This window comes from Bacteroides sp. 2201st1_D9_2201SCRN_220225 (genome assembly GCF_040928965.1).
Classification (GTDB): domain Bacteria; phylum Bacteroidota; class Bacteroidia; order Bacteroidales; family Bacteroidaceae; genus Bacteroides; species Bacteroides stercoris.
Genome location: NZ_JBCODG010000003.1, coordinates 1 through 23,130, shown reverse-complemented (window position 1 = coordinate 23,130; position 23,130 = coordinate 1). Strand labels below are relative to the sequence as shown.

The 23,130-nt window shown below is 45.3% G+C and carries 12 protein-coding genes and 1 pseudogene; 2 read left to right on the top strand and 11 right to left on the bottom strand.

What is annotated here, in order from left to right; translation table 11 throughout:
- Positions 1 to 39: 39 nt before the first annotated feature.
- The 5 genes from AB5903_RS01275 to AB5903_RS01255 all read right to left on the bottom strand — a co-directional run bounded on the left by AB5903_RS01275 (position 40) and on the right by AB5903_RS01255 (position 14,141).
- Entirely contained in the window at positions 40 to 1,779 is a 1,740-nt protein-coding gene (locus AB5903_RS01275) for a RagB/SusD family nutrient uptake outer membrane protein (RefSeq protein WP_272710487.1), read from the bottom strand.
- Between the two features lie 19 nt (positions 1,780 to 1,798).
- Positions 1,799 to 4,960, bottom strand: coding sequence for a TonB-dependent receptor (locus tag AB5903_RS01270; protein ID WP_060385908.1), 3,162 nt, complete (start codon positions 4,958 to 4,960; stop codon positions 1,799 to 1,801).
- Between the two features lie 27 nt (positions 4,961 to 4,987).
- The gene (locus AB5903_RS01265; RefSeq protein ID WP_272710484.1) at positions 4,988 to 7,396 is read right to left on the bottom strand and encodes a surface glycan-binding family protein; all 2,409 of its coding nucleotides are present in this window, start codon (positions 7,394 to 7,396) and stop codon (positions 4,988 to 4,990) included.
- Between the two features lie 21 nt (positions 7,397 to 7,417).
- Positions 7,418 to 9,571 (bottom strand): heparin-sulfate lyase HepC, encoded by a 2,154-nt coding sequence (hepC, locus tag AB5903_RS01260; protein WP_368117603.1) that lies wholly within the window; start codon positions 9,569 to 9,571, stop codon positions 7,418 to 7,420.
- 505 nt (positions 9,572 to 10,076) lie between these two features.
- A complete protein-coding gene (locus AB5903_RS01255) occupies positions 10,077 to 14,141 on the bottom strand; it encodes a hybrid sensor histidine kinase/response regulator transcription factor (RefSeq protein WP_272710480.1) in 4,065 nt (1,354 codons plus the stop codon).
- A gap of 172 nt (positions 14,142 to 14,313) precedes the next feature.
- On the opposite strand from AB5903_RS01255, the gene AB5903_RS01250 reads away from it, so the two are divergent.
- On the top strand, positions 14,314 to 15,492 hold the full coding sequence (locus AB5903_RS01250; RefSeq protein ID WP_117740267.1) for a heparin lyase I family protein: 1,179 nt from the start codon (positions 14,314 to 14,316) through the stop codon (positions 15,490 to 15,492).
- Between the two features lie 15 nt (positions 15,493 to 15,507).
- On the opposite strand, the gene AB5903_RS01245 is transcribed toward AB5903_RS01250, so the two are convergent.
- The 5 genes from AB5903_RS01245 to AB5903_RS01225 all read right to left on the bottom strand — a co-directional run bounded on the left by AB5903_RS01245 (position 15,508) and on the right by AB5903_RS01225 (position 21,536).
- Complete coding sequence (locus tag AB5903_RS01245; protein WP_272710476.1) at positions 15,508 to 16,692, bottom strand: ABC transporter permease; 1,185 nt, start codon at positions 16,690 to 16,692, stop codon at positions 15,508 to 15,510.
- Positions 16,692 to 17,873, bottom strand: coding sequence for an ABC transporter permease (locus AB5903_RS01240; RefSeq protein ID WP_117899653.1), 1,182 nt, complete (start codon positions 17,871 to 17,873; stop codon positions 16,692 to 16,694). The genes AB5903_RS01245 and AB5903_RS01240 overlap by 1 nt, the downstream gene beginning before the upstream one ends.
- A 44-nt stretch (positions 17,874 to 17,917) precedes the next feature.
- Positions 17,918 to 18,904, bottom strand: coding sequence for an HlyD family secretion protein (locus AB5903_RS01235; RefSeq protein WP_272710473.1), 987 nt, complete (start codon positions 18,902 to 18,904; stop codon positions 17,918 to 17,920).
- A gap of 24 nt (positions 18,905 to 18,928) precedes the next feature.
- Positions 18,929 to 20,416, bottom strand: a complete 1,488-nt coding sequence (locus tag AB5903_RS01230) for a TolC family protein (protein ID WP_272710472.1) — start codon at positions 20,414 to 20,416, stop codon at positions 18,929 to 18,931.
- A 241-nt stretch (positions 20,417 to 20,657) separates the two neighbouring features.
- Positions 20,658 to 21,536, bottom strand: a complete 879-nt coding sequence (locus AB5903_RS01225; RefSeq protein WP_005658137.1) for a hypothetical protein — start codon at positions 21,534 to 21,536, stop codon at positions 20,658 to 20,660.
- 227 nt (positions 21,537 to 21,763) lie between these two features.
- Between AB5903_RS01225 and mdh the strand changes: the two genes are divergently transcribed.
- Positions 21,764 to 22,705 (top strand): malate dehydrogenase, encoded by a 942-nt coding sequence (mdh, locus tag AB5903_RS01220; RefSeq protein WP_005658135.1) that lies wholly within the window; start codon positions 21,764 to 21,766, stop codon positions 22,703 to 22,705.
- A gap of 109 nt (positions 22,706 to 22,814) precedes the next feature.
- Here the strand turns inward: mdh and AB5903_RS01215 are convergent.
- Positions 22,815 to 23,130 (bottom strand): annotated as a pseudogene (locus tag AB5903_RS01215) (NAD kinase); the annotation flags it as partial.

Here is a 23,130-nt window from a genome sequence, read left to right as displayed (position 1 = left end):
CCCTCTCTGGGCATATTGGAGATGTATTTGGGGTGGTTGTTACCAACCTGGGTTTTGGTTGAACTGGGTACACAAGTCCATTTCGCGTTGCGGAATAGGCATCAGTTCGTGCTGACCTTTTTTCGTGTAGTCGTATACTACGTAGTTGGGAATGGGGTTTTTCGCTTTGTCTATATCGCTGTTGTCCCACCATTCGTTTAAGGCTGTATGGGTCTTTTCAATTGTTTCGAAGTAAATGCCCCAACGTACGAGATCAAGACGGCGATGTCCTTCGAACGCCAGTTCGTAAGCACGTTCTTTTTGAATGGCTTCGCGGAATTGCGCTTGGTCCATACCTTGGGTCAACTTGTAACCATTGGCACCATTATAACCGCGTTTGCGTACTTTTTCGATAGCGGCATACGCGTCTGTTGTCGGACCACCTTTCCATTCGTTCAAAGCTTCTGCATATAGCAACAGTACATCGGCATATCGCAATACGTACCAGTTTACAGTGGATTTATCATTGTTGACGAACGGTACGCTTTCCATATACTTGTCAATGTCCCACTTGGCTGGTGTATAATTCTGCTTTTCTTTTGCAGATTTTTTTTCATTTAAATCCTTTTCTAAAGCTACATCTTCGGAATCTGTATATTTGCCAGCCAAATAAACATCACCGAGATACTGTATGCCTGCTTTGTCATCATTATGACCGTGCTTATAGTTGGCAATAGATAAGTCTAACCGCCTGTCGGGGCTTATGCGGTTATCTACATCAACTCCAACGGCCCTTCTCCAGTCAAGAACGAACGAGTGCACTACTTGTACGTTGGCAGCAGTACTTCCGCTTTTGCCGGCTTGAGTTGTAGTTTTTACCCCATTCCATTTGCCGATACGGCCTACAGGATCGCTATTTCCTGAATATGTAGGAGAGTAGAAAGATATTTCAATCAAACTTTCCGTTGGGTCCCAAATGCCATTACAAGTGTTTTTCCACAATTGTTCGTAGTCGTTCAGTAAATCGTGTTTACCTGATTCAACCAAGATACGTGCCGTCTTTGCAGCGGCTTCCCACTTGCTCTCGTCTCTTAAAGGGTATCCTGCCCAAGTAGCGTACACTTTAGCAAGTAAGCCGAGCGCTGCTCCTTTGGAGAAACGATAGTCATTACTGCTGCGGTAATGGTCGTCTGTTGCATACGGCAGTATGTCGCAAGCATACAGCAGATCGTCTTCGATAAACTTATAAACGTCCACGGGATCAGCTTGTACAAAAGTACTCGGGTGTTGGTTGGACATGGCTGTGCTTGTCATTAATGGAATATTGCCCCAGCGGCGTACCAGCTCGAAATAGTACAGCGCTCTTAAAGCTCTGGCTTCGGCAATATAAATAGTAGCCAATTTTTTGTCCGTTTCATTATATGATTCCATTTTGACAGAAATACGTTCCAGAAAATCATTGGCATTATAGATACCGGAGTAGAGTGCAGCCCATGTGCTTTGTACTTCTGCCTGTGAAGTAGGGTAAGCATTGGTAGGCAGTATGCGGAAGTTTTCGGTTGTACTTCCTTCCACCTGTGAAATGTCTGTTCCCATAGAGAAGTAGATGGACAAATGATAGCCGTACATTGCATCTTCTACAGTAGAACGATACACGCCAAGCAATACATCTTGTGCTTCTTTGGCATCATTCATGTATTTGTCTTTCTCTACTTCGGTACTACTCTCTTCTTCCAGCGAACATGAAGCGGGAAGAAGGCATAAAACTAAAAATCCTATATAGTATATAAACTTTTTCATATGTATATTATTTTACGAATTAGAATTGAAGGTCAAGTCCTACTGTGAATACTCGGCTCTTAGGATAAGCACCCCAGTCAAGACCCGGCATCATCGGATTATTCAGACTGTTAACTTCCGGATCATAGCCGCTGTAGTTATTCAGACAGAACAAGTTTTGGCCGGTAACGTATACACGGAGTCTGGAAGCATGGAATTTGTTAGTCCATTTCTTCGGTAGGGTATATCCCAGTGTCAGGTTTTTCAGGCGAAGGAAAGAACCGTCTTCTACGAAGCGTGAGTATACGTCATTTGTAATATATCCTTTAGTAGAGGGTACGGAGTTAGACGCATTGGTCGGAGTCCAACGGTCTGCTACTTCGGCAAGCATGTTACGGCGTCCGCTTCTGGTTTGTGTAGCGTATAGACGGGTAGCATTGTAGATGTCGTTACCGTAATTGAACTGGAACATAAAACTTAAATCGAAGCCTTTATATTCGAAAGTATTGGTGATACCGCCAAACCATTTCGGCATAGCATTACCTATTACGGTACGGTCTTTGGTAGTGATGTCACCGTCACCGTCTTGGTCTTTATACTTCACGGCTCCGGGACGTGCGCCATTCGGTTCGCCTTTTACTCCTGTGCTGTAACGGGAGTTTTGAGTAACGCCCGGTTTCAATACCAGTTTACCGTCTGTATCAGTATAGAAATCATCGTATTGGTATACACCATCAAATTCGTATCCGTAAATCAAACCTAATGATTCGCCTACTTTGGCAATGTAGTCGTATCCGGTGAAGTTGCTGTCAAAACCAGAGCGTGCATACATATGACTTGCACCGTCTGCCAGCGCTTTCAGTTCGTTGCGGATGAATGAAATATTGAAATTGGTATTCCATGTGAAGTCTTTAGTCTGTATGTTGGTAGAGGTTATACTCAATTCAATACCTCTGTTCTGTATTTTACCGATATTTTGCCATTGTGAAGTAAAACCGGTAGCTTGTGCCAACGATTGTGCAAGTAACAAGTCTTTTGTATTCTTGATAAAGAAGTCTGCGGTGACGTTCAAACGGTTGTCGAAGAAACCTAAGTCTACACCTAAATTGACAGAGCTTGAGCCTTCCCATTTCAAGTTAGAGTTCTTGAGTTGTTTGGGTGTCAATACAGTAACAGTATTGTTACCTATACCATACTTTATATTTGAATACATATCCAAAGAGAGGTAGTTGCTGATACGGTCGTTACCCACGATACCCCAACCGAAACGAACTTTGAAGTTGGATATCCATTTCAGGTCTTTCATGAAAGCTTCCTCAGATACACGCCATGCAGCGGAGAATGAGGGGAAGAAACCCCATTTGTTCTTTTGGGAGAATACGGTAGAACCATCGGTACGTACTGTAGCTGTCAACAAATAACGGTTGTCATAGTTATAGTTGGCACGGGCAAAGAAGGAGAGCAATGTCTTATCATAGTAATCGGTATTTACCTTACTCGGAGTAGCTCCCAATCCTAAATTGTTATTGCCCAAATTATCAAACGGGAAGTCCATAGCTTCACCCAGCAAATATTCGGAACTTCTGAAAGAAACTTCGTGTGCCAGCATCACATCATAGTTATGCTTCTTCACTTTATCTTTCCACGTCAAAGTATTAGTATTTGTCCAGCGTACATCGCGTCCCATTTGTGTACGTCCATAGGGCTTCTCACCATTACGGTACGCTTCTTTTGAACCGTCTCTATAGAAAATATCGGTACGGTTATTGGTTGTATTGTAAGAACCGCTGGTTTTGAATGTTAATCCTTTGATAATTTGCCAGTTTACAGAGGCATTTGCAGACCACATTTCTGCACGCTTTTCATTGGTTACCGATTCAGCTTGCTTTACAGGATTTACCTGTGCCAAACTTTCACCGGAATTCAACATTTCGGGGTCAATGGCAGACTCCAAAAGTTCTTCATTTGTCATTTTCAAACCGCCGGTAGGACGTGCGCTTAATATTTGTGCCAGCATATTGAAACGTCCGGAGTCGCCGGATGTACCTACACCTTTACGGTTGGTCATGGCGTAGTTTACAGTCAGGTTGAAAGAAACTTTCTTGTTGATTTTCTGATCCAAACGGAACTTGGCAGTGGTTCTGTCGAAGCCGCTATTCTTGAAGATACCGTTTTCTACATAGCGTGAGAGAGAACCGTTATATTTGGTATTGTCTGTACCGCCCATAATGGTTACATTATGGTCTTGAGACCATGTAGGATTGAATGTTTCTCCTTGCCAGTCTACTCCGGCAACACCGATATAATCGTCAAGTGTTTGATACTTGTAAGGAACTCCTTCTGTTTCTTCTCCTTCTTTGTAGTAAGTGTCTTTGTATTTGGGGTCAATATCACCTTGAAGTCTTGCAAATTCATACGGAGAGAGCAAATCCAAAGTCTTTGAAATCTTACGGTAGGTTGCCGAACCATTGTAAGTAACGGTTGTCTTGCCTACTTTAGCCGATTTGGTGGTAATCAGTACAACACCATTAGCTGCACGTGCACCGTAGATAGCGGAAGAAGAAGCGTCTTTCAACACTTCGATAGATTCGATGTCCGAATTGGAGAGGTAGTCGATATCTGATACTTCAAAACCGTCTACAATGTAGAGCGGAGATGCGTCTCCTGTCAATGTTCCCACACCGCGGATGCTGATGTTGAAACCTGCGCCCGGAGTACCATCGGTAGAGGTGATTTGTACACCGGCAATTTGACCGCCCAATGCTCCGGCTACGGAACTGGTCTGGTATCCTTCGATATCTTTGGCTGCAACGGAGGCTACGGAACCTGTCAAGTCACTTTTCTTCATAGTACCGTAACCTACAACTACCACTTCATCCAGTGTTTTACTGTCGGGAATCAGTTGGATAGTTACCTGGGTTTTACCTTGCAGGCGTACTTCTTGTGTCAGATAACCAATGTAACTTACCACCAATGTTGCGTTTTTCTTGGCTTTGAGGGTGAAATTACCGTCCAAATCAGCGGCTGCACCGGTCGTTTCACCTTTTACCTGTACTGTGGCGCCAATTAAAGGCTCTTTATTTTCGTCAAGGATAGTTCCTTTCACTGTTACACCTTGTGCAAAGGTGATAATAGATACAAGGAGAGCTAAGAGGGTGATGTACCCTCTTTTGCTCAGTGTATGATATGTTGGTTTATACATAATTGTATTTATTGTTTTGTTAGATAATTAGTTGCCTTCGTAGGTTTCGTCGAACCAGATAATGAATGAATATTGTGAAGCACATAAAGTTCCTGCTTCTAGATTTTCAGGTTTGTTTTCTAAGGTAAACCTCATATTTCCTAACATTGCTCCATATGGATATTTTCCATCTGCTGCCTGCCATACATTGGGATTAATAATTAATTGATGGCCATTAGAAGTTGGCTCAATGTATGCTGCTTTAGTATTTTGCTTGTCTATTTGACCTGTTTTATGATCATAATAGCGGAATGGTGTATTGGTAGTTGTTGCTACGCCAATGTTGGACCATATTTGATTTAATAAATTTCCTGCGGATTTATTATCCCCTGTCCCATGTCCGGTATTATCATCAAAATTGCAATAGGAAAAATCGTCTCTATAATCCCAAATAAAGTTTGAATGATAATCATCTAAAATTCCAGAGTATAAGCTATAATTAGTTTGCACTCCATCTATATCTTGTGCTCCAATAATATGCATCTGTGTTTTTATAGATGGAATTTTAGGCTCTTTGGGGTTAACTTTTATAACGAATGGAGTACAAAGTAATACATAGTTAATCTTGTCTTTATCTACAATGTTAGGATATCTTATAACAGTAGGTTTGGGGGTGCTAATAAAAATAGGTATATTTTTAGTAACAGCAGGTGCATTATTTCCTTTAGCTGTAACAGCAATTTGGAAAACACACCCTTTTGCATTACTGCTTCCATCTGCAAAATTCTTTTTTGCAGTTAAGTTTGTGAAATAAATCGTACCGTCTTCTTTTACTTTTGCCCCTTTAACTATTTTCTCATGCCCAATGAAATTATTTTCTAATACTTTATATGTAAATGTTGTATTTGCATTTTCATTTATCATTTTTATTCTTTGTAGAGGTAATTCTCTTACATCTCGACCTTGAATAAATCGGAAGAGATTTCTATTTTCTTCTTTAGTCTCTTCTGTCGTTTCTGTGGAGATGGGGTTTGTTTTATTGCCATTTGTATTAGTTGGAATTTCATTTTCTATATTAGTTCCCCAACTCACGTATTCAAAATTATTTGGATTTGGAATAACATTAACTTCAAGTGCTGAAACTACGCCTTCTTCATTCTTTTTATTGGTAACTCTAACTTTAATTTCATGCTTTCCAGTACTTAAAGTTTGTTTGTCTGTAATGTCGATGGTTCCGTTTGCAGAGTTTAGTGTGATGAATTTTTGATCTATTTGAGCCTTAATTTCATCGCTATTATTTGCATCGAATGTAAATGTTGGTGCACCGCCAACAAAACCTGGAACAATGGCATTATCTTCTGCTTTACCACCTAATTGATAAAGTTGGTTTATAGCAGTATATTTGAATGTTTCGGGTTGAATAGGCTCAATGAAAGCTACAACCTTTACTGAATATATGCCTTCAAAGTCATTACTGCCATAAGCATTACTTGCTGTAATAGTAAATACATAAGGAGTTTCGCTGATTTCCAAAGAATTACCCTCTGGAACACTAATTTGTCCTGTTGTTTCATTGATAGTGAAAGCTGTTGTTTCTGGAGTTACGGATTTTATGGCAAATTTTAGTTCTTCTTTTGCCCCTGCAATAGTAGGTATTACTGATTTATTTTCAGTACCGGTTTCAAAAAGATCAGGTAAAGCTTCAGTTTCTATATAAAATAAATTGCGTGGTTTAGAAACAACTTTAAAGGTTACAGCATTGTTATACATGTGTTCACCAGCCTTAGTGGTAAGTTTTAAGTTTAATGTATAACTTTCTCCTGCAACTAATTTATCTTTTTCACTTTCGCGAATAATAATCTTTCCTTTAGTGTTGGGATCGAAAGTAAAGTAGGACAGATATGGCTTCGTTTCGTCTTGTGCAATGGCATATCCTGTGATACTGACATGTTTGTCAGCTTCTGTACTTACTTGTGCACTGGCTTCTGCCCAGTTTTCTTCATCTTGGTTCACCAATACTTCTGCCGGTTCTACAGTTACTCCTTCGGGTACAGCCAGCAACATGTTTACCTGAACAGCATCTTTAAAATCAAAGAACTTGCCGTTAGAATAGCAGCCTACACTGATGCTATACATTCCTGATGTCATGCCATCAGTATTCTGAATTGTAATTTCACCTGTTTCTGCATTTATCACAAAGTTGTCGTTGTTGCTGAAAGTTTCTTCATTAAGTGTAACCTTTGTGATTGTAAAATCATAAGGTGCACTACCTTTATAAGTAGGCGCCTGTAATGTATAGGACATACCGGGACCTATATCCGTTACTCCTAAGTAATGGAGAATAAATCCTGTAGAGTCTGTGGTCTCTGTTTTATCGCAAGAGACACAAAACACAGTTAATGCAGCTACTATAAAGAAACGTAGCATGCTGAATGTGCTTAGCAATTTAGATTTCATATTCTGAAAATTATTGATTTGTTATAAAGTGTATGATAAAGTCTTGGTTTCTCCTGCTACTGTTACGTTCACGGAAATACTGTTATTGGTGCATTCACCGAATGTTACTGAAATTTCTTTCTCCTCCGTATATTTTTCTATAGGAAGAATAACGGTGGCAAATCGGGCTGTTTTATTATCCGCTTTATTCATATCTATAGAGTAAGCAATGCGTTCTTTATAACCATCATTTGCAGAACTTGAGAATGAAAAACGTCCCTCTTTTTCCTGGCAGGTTATAGAATTATTATCTTCGGCAAATGTACGGATGACAATATTGTTATTATCAGCGAAAGAGGTATGTGCTCCTTTTTGTTCGGCATCTAAAACTACATTATCTTTATTCTCGCATAAATTGAAGTTCAAATGTAGATCCCCTGTTGCTTCACCGATACCTTCGTCTACTAATACGAAGTATGATTTATCCACGTAGAATACAGTACGACGATGCTTTAAGTTGTCGTAACCTTGATTTTCGAATACCAATACATCCGCATCTGCTTTTAAAAGTTTGCCTGCTGCGTATTTGAAATCCGAGGCATATCTGTTTCCTTCAGTAACTTTTCCTAGAGTCAGCGTGTTATGGTTTTCACTGTTGCGGAACCATAAACGTGCTTTTCCTGAATCGGTATTAGTGTTGTATTCGTAACTATATACACCGGAGTCAGGGAAGAAATTACGCTTGTTGATGTATAATTCAAATGTTCCGTTATCGGGTTGGTTGTGGCTCCACCGTTCCAAGTCGGTAGATATATCATTGCTCTTGTTATTACTGAAAATCATTACAGTAGATGAAGGCTCCCAACCGTTGCGCATCACATAATAACCGGCGTCTCCAAATACTTTTATGTCGTTTCCGGGTGTTTTCCCCTGGGCATTTCCACCGTTGACGGCTGTTGCCATATACTTAAATTTTTCACTATCTGGAAATAGTTCTGTGTACTTTATGAAGTTTTTGGATATTGTGGAACGACTCCAGTTTGATTTCCAAGAATCATTAAAACCGGGTACAATATAATCTGCACCTTTTTCAAAATAATTGGGATAGGTGAAATGGATTAAGACTTCTGCTGCGTTACGGAGATATTCATTGAATTCAGGGTCTAACTTGCTTGTCAGTTTATTAGCCTGAATCAATCTGATTGTTTCGTAAAAATCAGCTACAGCGGAAATATGGTAATGAAGTGACATTTCTTTATGCCAGCCATCAGCCATGAATTGATTCTTTACTTCTGCATTTGCAATGCTGCATCCTTTATCCAACCAATTTTGAGCATTCTTCAATTCCGGCATCAGTACACCGGCAGCAATCAATGCTTGTCCTTGTGTAACTAAAATGTTACCGCTTTCTGCATAAGGGTATTTTACAAGAAAATCTGCCTGTTCGGCAAATGAAGTCAAGAATGTAGTGAGCCATTCGGGCGTAAAATTGTCGGAGTGTTTGAAGTATTCCAACAGTTGTACCTGATCGATAAGACGGGTTGCTACTTGGAGTTGCCACCATGAAGTGGTATTAGGCCCTTCTGCCGGTTGTGGATTTTGAGTAATCCAATCGCTGTAGACCTCTATCCAGGATTTGATATATTTTTCATCACCACTTACACGATAAACTTTGGCTTGTGGGATGAACCATTGATGACGATGTAATTGTTTCAGATATTCTTCACCAACACTCGCATTTTTGTTCCAGTCAATACTGCCGGCTTTACCCAAAGAGTAGGGCTTTTTATCGCTGCCTTCATAGAAGCCTTTAACAAAAAAGCGATATTCTAATGCGAAGTCTGCGATATTTTGGTCACCATCATTGAAGTTGTTACTTGCATTTCCTTTGTTGAGAGTGATGTTGACTAATGACAACGCCGGGTTTTCTGCATTGGCTCTCATGCGGTAATACTCCAAGAGTGCACTTGCCGCAAGATAGTCCTCACCAGCTTCATGATATTGCTTTACTTTTTCCAAGCCGGGATAGTCGAGGTTGAGTTGGTCAAAAACAGCAGTGTTCAATACTGCGTTTTCTTTGTTCTCAGGAATCAGTTCCGGACTGATGTTTCCGCCTGTGGCGAATTCTTCTTCGTCGTCAACACATCCGGAGAGTGCAAACATTGCGAACAAACAGATAAAAAGAGTGTTCTTCATACTTAAGTTGTTTTTTATTAGTAAAAGTTTCAATTTTCCTTGCCGCAAATATATTACATTGATTTCTAAGAGCTAATCTGTCTTGTTTATGCTTTCTTTGAAATCTGAATTTTATTATTAAATTTGTTGAATGAAATATCGTATTTGTTTAAAAAGCCTGCATGGGGTATTCTGAGAGGGGTGTTCGGATGAATAGGAACTATCCTTTCTTATGTGCATTCTATCAGTATCTTATCAGAAAAAATGTTAGCCTGTACCTCCTTCACCCTTCACAACTCTTTATTCATGCGGGATAGCGGGTGAAGCCCGGTTGTAGAGCTTCATTGGCAATGCTACACAGTTGCATCTAAAACTCCACACCTTACCACCCGAAAGTGCAGGCATTTGCTTGGCAAACCTTAGGGATTTTATCTGTTATAGCGCGGCATTTCACTCGCAAAGACGCGGTGTTTCGGACGCTAACATGCGGTGTTTTGAAAAGCAAAATTGCCTTGCGGGATAAGGCCTATCCTTTTACTTTTTTAATGTACTCCGTCGGCAAACAGCCTATATACTTCTTAAAGCAAGTTGCAAAATAAGAAGATGAATTAAATCCCACCATGCTGCTGACTTCGGTTACCGTATAACGTCCGCTTTTCAGCAGTTCGGTAGCCCTTTTGAACCGTACTTTACGGATAAAGTCGATGGCTGACTCTCCGGTGATTGCTTTCAGTTTCAAATGCAGGTTGGAGCGGCTCATATTCATCTTTTGTGCAAATTCATCGGTAGAGAACTCAAAATTATCAATGTTTTCTTCTACGATGCTTACGGCGCGTTTCAGCAACTCTTCGTCCATGGCATTGAAAGTAATCTTCTCCGGTTCCACTTCCAAGGATTTGGCGTACTTCTCGAGCATGTGGCGGCGGGTACGCATCATGTTCTGTATCTTGGAAGTGAGGACGGCGATGGAGAAAGGCTTGGAGATATAATCATCCGCACCTACTTGCAGGCCTTCCAACTGGTCTTTTATGTCGGTTTTGGCAGACAGGATGATAACCGGAATGTGGCAGGTACGAATATTCTGTTTGATATTCTTACATAGCTTGATACCGTCCATTACAGGCATCATGACATCGGTGATAATAATGTCCGCCTCATGGTTCTTCAGTTTTTCCAAGGCTTCTTCGCCGTTTCCGGCTTCCAGTATGTTGAACAATGCAGCCAAACCGCTGCTGAGATAATGGCGAATCTCCTGATTGTCTTCCACAATAAGAATGGTTCCGCGTTTCTTGTCGCCTGTTTCTATGGCTTCATTCTCCATTTTCTCCGTATCGATGAAATACATTTCTTTGGAGTTGGTGGAGTACACCTGCTCTTCTTCCTTGGAAGTGTTGGAGCCTGCCAGCTCGGTGGCCTTATAAACGGCCAGGTCTTGCGGCAGATAGACGGAGAATGTACTTCCCTTGCCCTCTTCGCTCTCCAGTTCGATGCGTCCGTGGTGCAAATCGACCAGACGCTGTACCAGCGACAGTCCGATGCCGCTTCCTATATGCTGGCTTTCTATCTGATAGAAGCGTTCGAACACTTTACCCTGCTTATTGATAGGAATGCCGGCACCGGTGTCGCTCACTTGCAGTATCAGCCAGTTGTTTTCCTCTTTCAGGGTAACGGTGATACTCTTTCCGTTGTCCGTATATTTGAAAGCATTGGACAAAAGATTGTTGACAATCAGTTCCAGATAGTTAGGGTCGAAAAGTTCCTCTTTTTCTTCCAAATCGGAGTGGAAAGCGTAGTGTATCTCTTTGTGGCGTGCCAGCTTGTCATAATACAGGAAGTTCTCGCGTATCAGGCGATAGGCATTGCCTTTCTTTATTTTCAGCTCGAAAACTCCGAGTTCCGCCCGGCGGTAGTCCATAAGCTGGTTGACAAGATGCAGCAGGCGGTTGGCATTCCGCTGGATGTATTCCAGTTGGTTGCGGGTCCAGCGGTCGTTGATTTTACTGATGACCTCTTGAAGCGGTGCCAGGATTAAGGTAAGCGGTGTACGGAGTTCATGCGAAATGTTGATGAAGAAGCGCATCTTCATCTGGTTGATTTCTTCGCGGTGTTCCTTGTCGCGGCGTTCGATTTCAAGCTCTGCTTCCATTTTCTTGCGCATCCAGAAGAAGCGGAATACGAATGTGACAAAGCCGGCAAAAGTGGCAAGGAACAGTATGACAGCCCACCAGGTCTTGTACCACACGGGCAGAATAACGATTTCCAGTACGGTAGGCGTGGTGTTCCATTTGCCGTCGTTATTGGCGGCTTTCACCATGAAGTGATAAGTACCTTGCGGCAGATTGGAGTAGGACACCGGATGCCTGTCCGTGAGGTAGTACCACTCTTTATTGTAACCGTCTAACTTGTAGGCGAATGTATTATGCTGTCCGGAGATGTAGTTCGATACGACAAACTCCAGGGAGAATGCTGTCTGCCAGGATTTCAGCGTGATGCTTTCCGTGTCGCTGATGTTCTTGCTCAGAATGCCGGTTTCATCGTCGGGACGGACGGTCTTGTTGAAAAGCTGTAGCTTGGTGATTACTACCGGCGGGGTATAGGGATTGTCCTGCAACAGTTCCGGACGGAATGTAGTAAGGCCGTTTATGCCTCCGAAGTACATCTCGCCATCGGAAGTGCGGTAGCAGGAAGAGGTGTTGAACTGATTGCTCTGCAATCCGTCCGCTTCGGTGAAGTTGCGGAATTTCTCCGTTTCCGGATTGAAGCATGAGATACCCCGGTTGGTACTCATCCACAGGCGGCCGTAAGAGTCTTCGAGAATGCCGTAAACCACGTTGTTGGGCAGTCCGTCGGCTTTGGTATACCGTTTAATCTGCTTGGCTTTCTCGTCGAAACAATAGAATCCTTCGCGTGTACCTATCCAGACCAAGCCGTTGTTTGCCTCGTAGATGTAATTGGTGAATGCTTTCGTAGCGGTGGATTCGGGTAAAATGTCCGCTTTCTGTATGGAGGTTCCATGCTGATTGAATACGGACACGCCTTCCTCACCGCCTATCCAGAGACGCTTTTTGGAATCCCGGAACAGGGTAGTAATCTTCTGGACGTTGATTGGTGTTCCGTCATTTTCCTGAGTGATGGTGGTAAAACTCCGTTTTTCCGGGTTGAAGTGTACCAGAGCGCTTAATGTTCCTAAAAGGAAATTGTTCTCTCCGTCGGGAAGGATGGCATATACGTTCTCATTGATTAACGGGCTGTTGAGCTGGTTGAAGTTTTCCATGCGTCCGCTGTTGCGATGCAGGATGCTCAGGCCGCCGGCATGTGCGCCGATGTATACCAGTCCTCTCGGTTCGTCCACGTATACGGATTTGATGTTGTTGGAGCCTAAGCCGTCTTCGCGCTGGCTTTCCTGCAATGCGTAGTGGATGAACTTCTGAGCGCCGGGGACGTAGAGGTTCAAGCCGCCGTCGTTGGTTCCTATCCAAAGGTTCTTCTGTTTGTCCTCGACGATACAGCTTGCAACATTGTCGCTCAGCGAGTTCTTGAACGGAATGTGCTCTATGTTCTTGAAGCGGTTGCGGATGGGGTGGTAATAGTTCAGTCCGCCGAAATACGTTCCCAGCCACATGCCGCCTTGCGAGTCCATGAAGATACTGCGTACGGAGCGTTGCGACAGGCTGCCGCTTTCTACGGGATTGCTGCTGTAGGACATGAACGAGTCGTTGCCTTCATGGTAGATGTTGAGGTCGTTGAAAGTTCCTATCCACAAGCGGTTTTGTGAATCCAGTGCCAGTGAGCGGATATAGTTGGAGCTGATGGATTGCGGGTCGGAAGGGGAATGCCTGTATGTTTTGACTTCCCGGGTCTTGGGGTTGACAAGGAGAAGGCCGGAACCTTCCGTGGCTACCCATATACGGGTAGGAGATTGCTGCAGGATGCTTTGGATTTGCTTGCTGCCTGGAATGTATGCGAGTTTTTCGAGTGTATTCTTCGGAATGGAATAGCAGTACAGACCGTCCGACGGTGTGCCTATATAGATTTGGTCGTCATGCCTGTATAGGGCGGATGCAACCATTTTGTGCATTGCCGTGCCGAATATGTCGTCTACAAAACGGGATGCGGGGATGTCGAACATAGTCAGCCCTTCGAGCGTGCTGATAAGCAGCCGCTCCGGCGAAAGTTCCACAATGCCGTTGACTTGCAGGTGCTTGCCGTTCTTTTCGAGGAAGAAGTTCTGGAACTTGTCTTTTTCCTCGTCATAATACGACAGACCGTCGCGGGTGCCGATCCATACACGCCCCTTGCTGTCGGTCATAACAATGCGGGAGATGTCGTTGGCGATGCTGTTGGGGTCGTTTTCATCGTGCTGATATACGGTAAATGTGTATCCGTCGTACTTGTTGACGCCGTCGTAGGTGGCGAACCACATATTGCCGAGCTTGTCCTGCGCTATGGAGAAGACCGTGCTTTGTGACAGACCGTCGTTAATGGATATATAAGAAAAGTTTATCTGTCCCCAAGCTTCCGGATAAGCGTTAGAGGCTCCCGTTATACATAAAATAAACAGGATGGTTGTTATCTTTTTCAGGATACTCATTATTGAACCGTAAAATTTATGATGGACCAAAGATACTAATATCTTTCAGAATTTCTATATCTTGTGGAGTATTTGCACAAATATAGGGTTTTCCGAAACAAATAGGGGATAGGTGTGAGGCGCAGCTTTCGTACTTTTGCCGCATCGTTTTTAAGTTTAATATCAAATAAGGATGAAGAAAAACATTTTTGCTATCTGCATGGTGACGGCAGCGGGGTGCATGGCAACGCTGACCGCACAAACCAAAGGCGCTGAAACGTTGGTTCCCCTGACCGAACGGGTGAATGTTCAGGCAGACTCTGCACGTATCGACCAGATTATAGACGGTCGCTGGGTGGCTGTCGGTGCAAAGAAGAAACACGCGATTCAGCGGGATTTCACATGTCTGTTCAACGGCAAGCCTTCTTACCGTTTCGAACTGCGTCGGGAGGACAACACATTGGAGGGATACGGCAAGGGAGAAACCAAAGGCCGTGCCGAGCTTTCTTATTGTTATGCCACTTCGGCGGATTTTAACGGACTACCGGCGGATGCTTACCGGAAAGCGCAAATTACGAAAACCGTATATCATCACGGAAAAGGCATTTGCCCGCAAGGGGCTTCGCGCGACTATGAGTTCTCCGTATATATCCCGTCTGATTTGGACAGCAATGTGTCCACCATTTTTGCCCAATGGCACGGCATGCCCGACCGCACGCTTGTGCAGACTCCTGAGGGTGAAGTGAAGAAGCTGACCGTTGACGAGTTCATAGAGCTGGATAAGACTACTATCTTCAAGAAGAATACCGGGTATGAAAAGGTGGCAAAGTTGGATAAGCAGGGAAATCCGGTGAAAGATAAAAAGGGAAATCCTGTTTATAAGGCAGGAAAGAAAAACGGCTGGCTGGTAGAGCAGGGCGGTTATCCGCCGCTGGCTTTCGGATTTTCCGGCGGCTGGTTCTACATCAAGGCCAATTCGGACCGCCGCTGGCTGACCGACAAAGACGACCGTTGCAATGCCAATCCGGAAAAAACTCCGGTAATGAAGCCCGTAACCTCCGAATACAAGGCTTCTACGATAGCCTATAAAATGCCTTTTGCCGACTTCCCCAAAGATTGCTGGGTGACTTTCCGCATTCATATCGACTGGACCACCTACGGCAAGGAAGCCGAAACCATTGTGAAACCGGGTAAGCTGGATGTGCAGATGGAGTATGCCGACAAAAAGAAAACCGTTAAAGAGCATATCGTGAATAACGAAGAAATCCTGATAGGACGCAACGACGACGACGGCTACTACTTCAAGTTCGGCATCTATCGCGTAGGCAACAGCACAGTGCCGGTATGCTATAGGTTAGCGGTTAGGGATTAGTGATAACACTAATCGCTAACCGCTCTTTCTCTGGTAGACGAGGCAGGTGGTGAGGAAGTAAATTCCGGTTTGTATCCATAGGACCTGATACTCGAAGGCTACTTCGTTGAGGGTGGCTCCCATGCTGTTGATACGTACATAGCCGTTGATTCCGAAAGTGGAAGGGAAGATATAGGAAAAATACCTCCAGAATTCGGGCATTGCGGCGCCTGGCCAGGAGATGCCGGAGAGGAATAACAGCGGTACGGAAGTGAACACAAACAATAACATACAGGTTTCCCGGTTGCGTATGGCAATGGATGCTGTCATTGCAAAGAAGATGCAGGCTGTCAGGTAGGGCAGGGCAAACAGAGCCAGCACACTGGGAATTGCTATTTGGTTGAGGCTGAAAAGGCGCGGTACTACACATAGTATGTACACGGCTACCAGCGAGTAGACCATAAAATAACTCAATCCTTTTCCCATGACGATACGGAGTGTTCCGTTGTAATGAGGGTCGTCAGGAATCAGTTCTTTGAACCGGTTTTGCTCGCGGGCTGTTCCGGCTGCCAGACCGATACCCAACAGCAATGTCTGCTGTATAATCAGTATGAGTACGGCAGGTATCAGGAAGGCGGCAAACCCGTTGGTGGGGTTGAAGATGGCTATGTCCTCATACTCGATGGGGTAGGCTGTTATTTCATCCTGGCGGACGGTAGTATTGCCGGCACGTTCCATTTTAATATCCGCATTCATGGCGAGCGACACGTTGGTGTTGGCAGTGAGCAATGCCTTGTAATAGAGCAGTCCGCTCATGTCGCAGAAGATGCTGACTTGCGTTTGCTTGCCCCGGACTATGTCATCGCTGAAGCCGGAAGGTATGTAGATGATGCCGTATGCCTTGCGCTCTTTCAGCATGAGTCTGGCTTCTTCCATATCGGCGCAATGTGCCACGATGCTTGTTTCGGGACTGGCATCCACTTTCCTCAGATATTCCCGGCTCAGGGAACTGCGCGAGTTGTCCACCACCACGGCAGGCACTTCACGGACTGTTTCGTTGGTATAGATGAACGAGTATATCAAAGGATATGTCAACGGAACGAGTACAAAGAATATCAGCACACCCTGGTCGCGAAAGAGGTTGCGTAATTCCTGCTTCCATACATAGAACAGGTCGTATATGCCTTGTACTACTTTCTGTTTGAAGGTAATCTGTTTCATCAGGGTAGGTATTTATAGTGTATCAATGCTTCTTTCAGCCTGCGGGCCACAAGGAAAGGAAGCATCATGAAAACAAGCAGTGCCACATAGTTCATCCACGAGTAAATCATGGGATAGCCGTTCAGGGCCTGGTCTGCGTAGATAAGGAAGTAATGGCGCAGGGGAAACAGGTTTGCCAGGCCTTGCAGTACGGGATGCATCGCCATGGCGGGAAATGACAGTCCGCACATGGAGAACGACAGTACGCCCCATAGGGAAGCAAAGCTGAGCCCCAGACGCAGGGTGGGCAGAGTACCTATCATCAGTATGCCCATGCCTTGCGATGCCAGCACCAGGCAGAGCGTGGCGAGCAGCATCGGCAGTATCCCGCTGTTGCAGGGGAAATGCAGGAAACCGTACAGGTATGTGTTGTATAAGATTCCCATAAGGAAGAATACGGCTGTATGCGGCAGCAGTTTTCCGGCAAGGGATATCCAGATGGAACCGTTGCCCGTGCGCAACCATTCGCGGGCGGTACGGTCCTTGATTTCCACCCCGATGGAGTAGACGGTTATCATAAAGATAAGCAGCATCAGTACGCCCGGAGCAAAAGTGTTGCACAGGTATACGGAGTAATTCAGCCACGGATTGTTCAGCGGATGGGTGTCGATGACAATCGGTTGCAGGAATGCCATTGCCTGCTCTTCCGTTGCGCCTTTGGCGTATAGTGCGGTGCGTGCGGCGGCTCCCGATGCCAGTTCACTCATCATCTTCATGTCTTTAAAAAGCAGTGAACCGGCTATGAGCAGCGTATTGTTGGTGTAGAAGGATACTTTAGGCTGCCGTTGTGCCTGTGCTTTGGCGGCTGTTCCTTCGGGGATGTAGTAGAAGCCGTAAATCTCTCCTTTCTGCATGGCGATGCGTGCATCGGAAATATCGGGATAGCGGGCTACGACGGCGGTTTGCTCAAAAGCATCCAGGTTGCGCACCAATTGGCGTGAAGTGGCGGTCATGTCCCGGTCCACCACGCCGACGGGCATGTCGGTAGGCAAGCCGGAATCCATTAGCGTTGTGAAGAATATATAGCAGAACAGAGGTGCTATGACCATGCAGAACAGGTATAGCGGGCGCGAAACGAGCCGTCGCAACTCGCGTTTCATCACATTCAGCAGGGCCGTGTATTTGTTGTTCTTCTTCTCCATTATCACTCTGTCACCTTATTGTTTTACAACCTTATATAATCTTGTCACTTATTCAATATTACGCTCATACCCGGACGCAGGCCTTCTGCCTTCTCCAGTGGAGATGCCTTGACTTCAAATGTCTTTAAGTCGAACTGTCCGGTTGTTTTGGTAGCTTTCCAGGCGGCGTATGTGCCGAGGTCTTTCAGGTAGTATACTTTCAGACGGATGTTCCTGTCGAGGGCGGGGATGAAAGCTTCAAATTCGGTTCCCATGCCCAGTCCCTGCAATAAATCCTCGCGCACGTTGAAAGTGACCCACATATCGTCCATAACGGCAATGTTCATGATGGGGGCGCCTGTGCCTACCAGTTCGCCTGTTTTGGGGAATATTTCGGAAACCTCTCCGGCAGACTGCGCTATCAGGCAGGTTTCCCTGATGTATGATTCCACTTCGGCAACAGCACCTTTCGCACGCTCTACCAGGGCGGCTGCGGCAGCCTTGTCCTCACGTTCCGCGCCGTTCTTCGCCATAGTGTACTGGGCTTGTGCGGCTTTTTCAGTGGCTTGTGCGGCATCGCGCTGGGCGGTAACTTCGTCCAGCTTCTGGGCGGACATCACTCCCTGGTCGTGCAGGTTCTTTACGCGTTTGTACGATTTTTCGGCAATGGCAAGTCCTGCCCGGGCTTTTTGCCATATTTCGTAGGCTGCCTGTATCTGTTCCTGGCGGGCGCCTTTCAAGGCTTTTTCGTTTTGGGCTTGTGCGGCGGCTTCGGCGGCACGGGCCTGTTCCAGTTTTGCCTGCACATCCGGAGCTTCGAGAATGGCAAGCGTATCTCCTGCCTGCACGCTCTGTCCCTCTTTCACCCGGAACTCCAGGATACGTCCCGGTACTTTGCTCGATACGCGATACTCTGTTACTTCGGCCTGCCCTTGTATGATTTCCGGCCCTTTGCGCAGCATGAAGAAACCTACGAGGGCAACGATGGCGATTACTCCCGTCAGGGTGAGGAATGCCAGCAACATGTTACTGTTTTGTGATTTTGTATCCATTATTGTAATTTATGATTTCAGTTTTTAATTCTCGATATTCAGACTTCCCGTTGCTTTCTTCAGATAGATTTCCGTCAGCTTCACGTCTATCTGTGCATCTATCTTTTCCGATTGGGCGGACAACCAGGCGGTGTGGGCTTCCAATACATTGCTTGCCGGGATAACCCCTTCCTCGAATCCGAGAGTGGCATAGCGCAGGTTCTCATCAGCCTTTTCCAGGTTCTTCTCCGCCATGATAAGTTTCTTGGCCGCTTCGTTTACCTTGAAAACCGATTGGTTGACCTGCAGTTCTATCTTTTCTTTGGCATCGTCCAGTTGGTACCGGCTGATGCGTGCTTCGGACTTGGCGGCTTTTACCTTGTAGATGCCTTCTCCCCAGTGCCAGACAGGTATGCTGACCATGACGCCTACGTTCCACATGCCCTTGAACTTGTTTTCGAAGCTGTTGAATACGGACGGATTGGTTGCCATATAGTTTCCGATGAGCGCTACGGACGGCAGGAATTCCGAACGGGTCACGTTCACCTTCTGCTTATAGATTTGTGCGGCGAGTTCCAGGCTGCGCACTTCCGGCCGTGTGGCATATACACTGTTCATGTCGATGCTGCCGTTGTCGGCCGGGGTGGGGAGCAGGTCGTCTTCCTGCTCGTCTGCCAGAGTGACGGGAGTGGAAAGGTCTAATCCGCATAGTTGGCATAGCAACATTCTGGAAAGGCTTAAACCGTCGTTTACTTTTGTCAGTGTCATTTCGGCTTCGTTCACTTTGACTTTTACCGACAGTCCGTCCGCTTTAGTCGCCACTCCTTCGGCAATCATCTTGTCTATGTCGCTTTCCAGTTTTTGCAGGAGTTCGAGATAGCCTTCCGCCAGTTTCTTCTTGTTGGCGAGAGACACCACTTGCCAGTATGCCTGGTCGGTGCTCAGAATTACTTCCTGCATTCCGCTGTTGTGCTGCTGGCGTGCCAGTTCTTCGGCATATCTGGTTATCTTGTTGTAGGCGCGTATCTTGCCGCCCATATAGAGGGGTTGGGTCAGCGTCAACGCCCCGGCATACATATTGCGTGTGTCGGTGCGGAAAGCATCTACGAGCGATTGTCCCAATCCGTTGAGCGGGGTGGCAATGTCTATATTGCCCAATGATTGCACAAGTGCCATGAATTGCGGGTTCTGTGCCAGTTGCGGGTATTGGGTCATCATTCCCTGGATTCCGTTTTGCAGCGCACCGCTTACCTGCGTTCCTACACTGCCGAGCGCACTTTTCTGTGCATCGTTCAATAAGGAAAACTCTTTCTGGTTGCGCATATATCCGCCGGTAGCGGAAATCTTGGGCAGATAGTTTGTAAATGCTTCTTTTTTACGGTAGTGCGCCGCATTGATTTTCTCGCGGCTTATCAGCAGCTCCTTATTGTTGGCTACGGCCAGTGCACGGCAACTATCCAGGCTCAGGATGCCCTGCGCGCTCGTTGGCAGCATCAGGCAGGTCAAGTAGATGAAACAGAAGAACTTTTTCATTGTATCTATACATTGTAAATGTTGTGGAAATATTGTTTTATGAAGCAACAATAATTGCATAAACAACGATGCAAATGTATAGGGTTTCAATGATATTACAAAATAAATTGCGGATTTTTTGATTTAAGGGAGGGGAAGAAACAGAAAACAATCTTTTTCAGACAGAAGAACAAAAGAACAAATTTGAGGTGTGTCAAAACTAAAATTTGTTCTTTTGTTCTTCTGTCCGAATCAATCCGAATCAATCCAGATTGAACGACTGTGAACCGATAAGCGTTCCGTCCGAGAATATGTCTACACGGTAGCTTCCTGCGTACAGGAACTCTTCGACATCCCAATACACCGTTACGTTCTGTTCCTCGCCGTTATATTCTATATATTTCTTGATGGAATATACCAGTTCGCGGTTTTCATAGGGGAATGTATTGGAATCGCTTTTGCTCAATACGCCGTTGTCCGGTTTGGTGATACGGACGTAGAGGGTGCGTTCGCCTGTTTCGGCAGTTATGTTCTTGACGATTGTGAAGTTGATTTTCAGCTTGACGACGTCTTTTACCTTTTTGGCTTTCTTGCCACGCTTGTTAGCGGCAAAGATGTTGATGTTCGTTGCATCGAGCTGGGCGGCAAGCGTCACTTTCTTATTCAGGTTTTTCTTTTCTTCGGCAAGGCTGCTGATTTGTTGCGAAGCGACGTTGTATTTGCGGGTAACGTCGGCTATCACCTCTTTCTGATGGGTAGTGAGGCGGCTCAGGGAGTCTATCTGGTTGATATAGCCTATCATTACTTTGCGCAGGGTTGCCAGTTCTTTCTTCAAGCGGCGTATTTCGGTGGCATTGGTACTTTTTACGGTACGGAGCTCTTCCAGCAGACGCTGCGTTTTCAGTTGTTCCTGCTCCAGAAGGACGGAAAGGGAGTCGTTGGATACGGTGAGCTTCAATTCATCGTACTGCTTGGCGAAGTCGGTGTACTGGTTTTCCAGGTCTTCCTTTTCCAGGTTGAATTCCTGCACCAACTCGTTGTTGGCGCGTTTTTCTGAAATCAGCAATACGGTAACACCTATTAATAATAGTATCAGAATGCTTCCGACAACAACCTGAAGCGTATTTTTCTTGTTGGCCATTTTGATAGTGTTTAGTGGTTAATGATTGGTGATTGACAGACGGATGCTTCCCTCTATAATCGTAAATCGCCGCAAAAATAATCATTAATCACCAATCACTGATCACTAACCCCAATCAAATTCTTCATTTAACTAAAATTATTACGGAAATATTTCTTTAATCAGGAATGTCGTTGTATTTTTGTAGCAACTTTATAGAACACTAATAAACAAAAACTTTAGAAATTATGTCAAAAGTAACCGTAGTAGGTGCAGGTAACGTAGGTGCTACATGCGCTAATGTGTTAGCCTTTAATGAAGTGGCTGACGAAGTGGTAATGCTGGATGTTAAAGAAGGCGTTTCAGAGGGTAAAGCAATGGATATGATGCAGACTGCTCAACTGTTGGGCTTCGATACCACTGTTGTAGGTTGTACCAACGATTATGAGAAGACTGCTAACTCCGATGTTGTGGTAATCACTTCCGGTATTCCCCGTAAGCCGGGTATGACCCGCGAAGAGTTGATTGGTGTGAATGCAGGCATCGTTAAGTCGGTTGCGCAGAACATTCTGAAATATTCTCCCAACGCTATCCTCGTGGTTATCTCAAACCCGATGGACACTATGACTTATCTGTCTTTGAAATCTCTGGGTATCCCCAAGAACCGTATCATCGGTATGGGCGGCGCTTTGGACAGCTCTCGTTTCAAATACTTCCTGTCTCAGGCTTTGGGCTGCAATGCCAACGAAGTAGAAGGTATGGTTATCGGCGGTCACGGTGATACTACCATGATTCCTCTGGCTCGTCTGGCTACGTACAAAGGCCAGCCGGTAAGCACGCTGTTGAGCGCGGAAAAACTGGATGAAGTAGTTGCTTCCACTATGGTAGGCGGCGCTACGCTGACTAAGTTGCTGGGTACTTCTGCATGGTATGCTCCGGGTGCGGCAGGTGCTTATGTGGTTGAATCCATCATCCACAACCAGAAGAAGATGATTCCTTGCTCGGTATATCTGGAAGGTGAATACGGCGAATCGGATATCTGCATCGGTGTTCCCGTTATCCTTGGCAAGAACGGTATCGAAAAGATTGTTGAACTGGAACTGAACGCTGACGAAAAAGCTAAATTCGCTGCCAGCGCCGCTGCCGTCCACAAGACAAATGCTGCTCTGAAAGAAGTAGGCGCTCTCTAATCGGGAGACGACCTGGAATATATAAGTAAAGCCTCGCTGACTTTTGCCGGAAAGGGAAAGTGGCGGGGCTTTTGTGTTTTTACTATCTTTGGACATACCCTCGTGGGAGTTATCTCACATCTGCTCCCCACATCATCTTATTCCGCAACGTATCGAAAAAGATGTGATTGAATCGTTTCACTACCTTTATGGAATAGTCCGCACGTGAAATAGTGAGCCGCGTAGTCTCCTTGCACGATTCGCTCCGTCCGTCGACGGCTACGAGGAAGTTGTGGCTACGGCTTTCCACATCGAGCGTGATTTCCCAGTCGTCGCAGATGACAATGGGACGTACATTCAGGCTGTGAGGGGCAACGGGGGTGATGGCGATGGTCTTGCTGTGAGGCACGATGACCGGGCCGCCCACACTTAGCGAATAGGCGGTG

Coding starts and splice junctions, on each gene's coding strand:
- AB5903_RS01275 (WP_272710487.1), bottom strand. CDS start 1,779: ATGAAAAAGTTTATATACTATATAGGATTTTTAGTTTTATGCCTTCTT.
- AB5903_RS01270 (WP_060385908.1), bottom strand. CDS start 4,960: ATGTATAAACCAACATATCATACACTGAGCAAAAGAGGGTACATCACC.
- AB5903_RS01265 (WP_272710484.1), bottom strand. CDS start 7,396: ATGAAATCTAAATTGCTAAGCACATTCAGCATGCTACGTTTCTTTATA.
- hepC (WP_368117603.1), bottom strand. CDS start 9,571: ATGAAGAACACTCTTTTTATCTGTTTGTTCGCAATGTTTGCACTCTCC.
- AB5903_RS01255 (WP_272710480.1), bottom strand. CDS start 14,141: ATGAGTATCCTGAAAAAGATAACAACCATCCTGTTTATTTTATGTATA.
- AB5903_RS01250 (WP_117740267.1), top strand. CDS start 14,314: ATGAAGAAAAACATTTTTGCTATCTGCATGGTGACGGCAGCGGGGTGC.
- AB5903_RS01245 (WP_272710476.1), bottom strand. CDS start 16,692: ATGAAACAGATTACCTTCAAACAGAAAGTAGTACAAGGCATATACGAC.
- AB5903_RS01240 (WP_117899653.1), bottom strand. CDS start 17,873: ATGGAGAAGAAGAACAACAAATACACGGCCCTGCTGAATGTGATGAAA.
- AB5903_RS01235 (WP_272710473.1), bottom strand. CDS start 18,904: ATGGATACAAAATCACAAAACAGTAACATGTTGCTGGCATTCCTCACC.
- AB5903_RS01230 (WP_272710472.1), bottom strand. CDS start 20,416: ATGAAAAAGTTCTTCTGTTTCATCTACTTGACCTGCCTGATGCTGCCA.
- AB5903_RS01225 (WP_005658137.1), bottom strand. CDS start 21,536: ATGGCCAACAAGAAAAATACGCTTCAGGTTGTTGTCGGAAGCATTCTG.
- mdh (WP_005658135.1), top strand. CDS start 21,764: ATGTCAAAAGTAACCGTAGTAGGTGCAGGTAACGTAGGTGCTACATGC.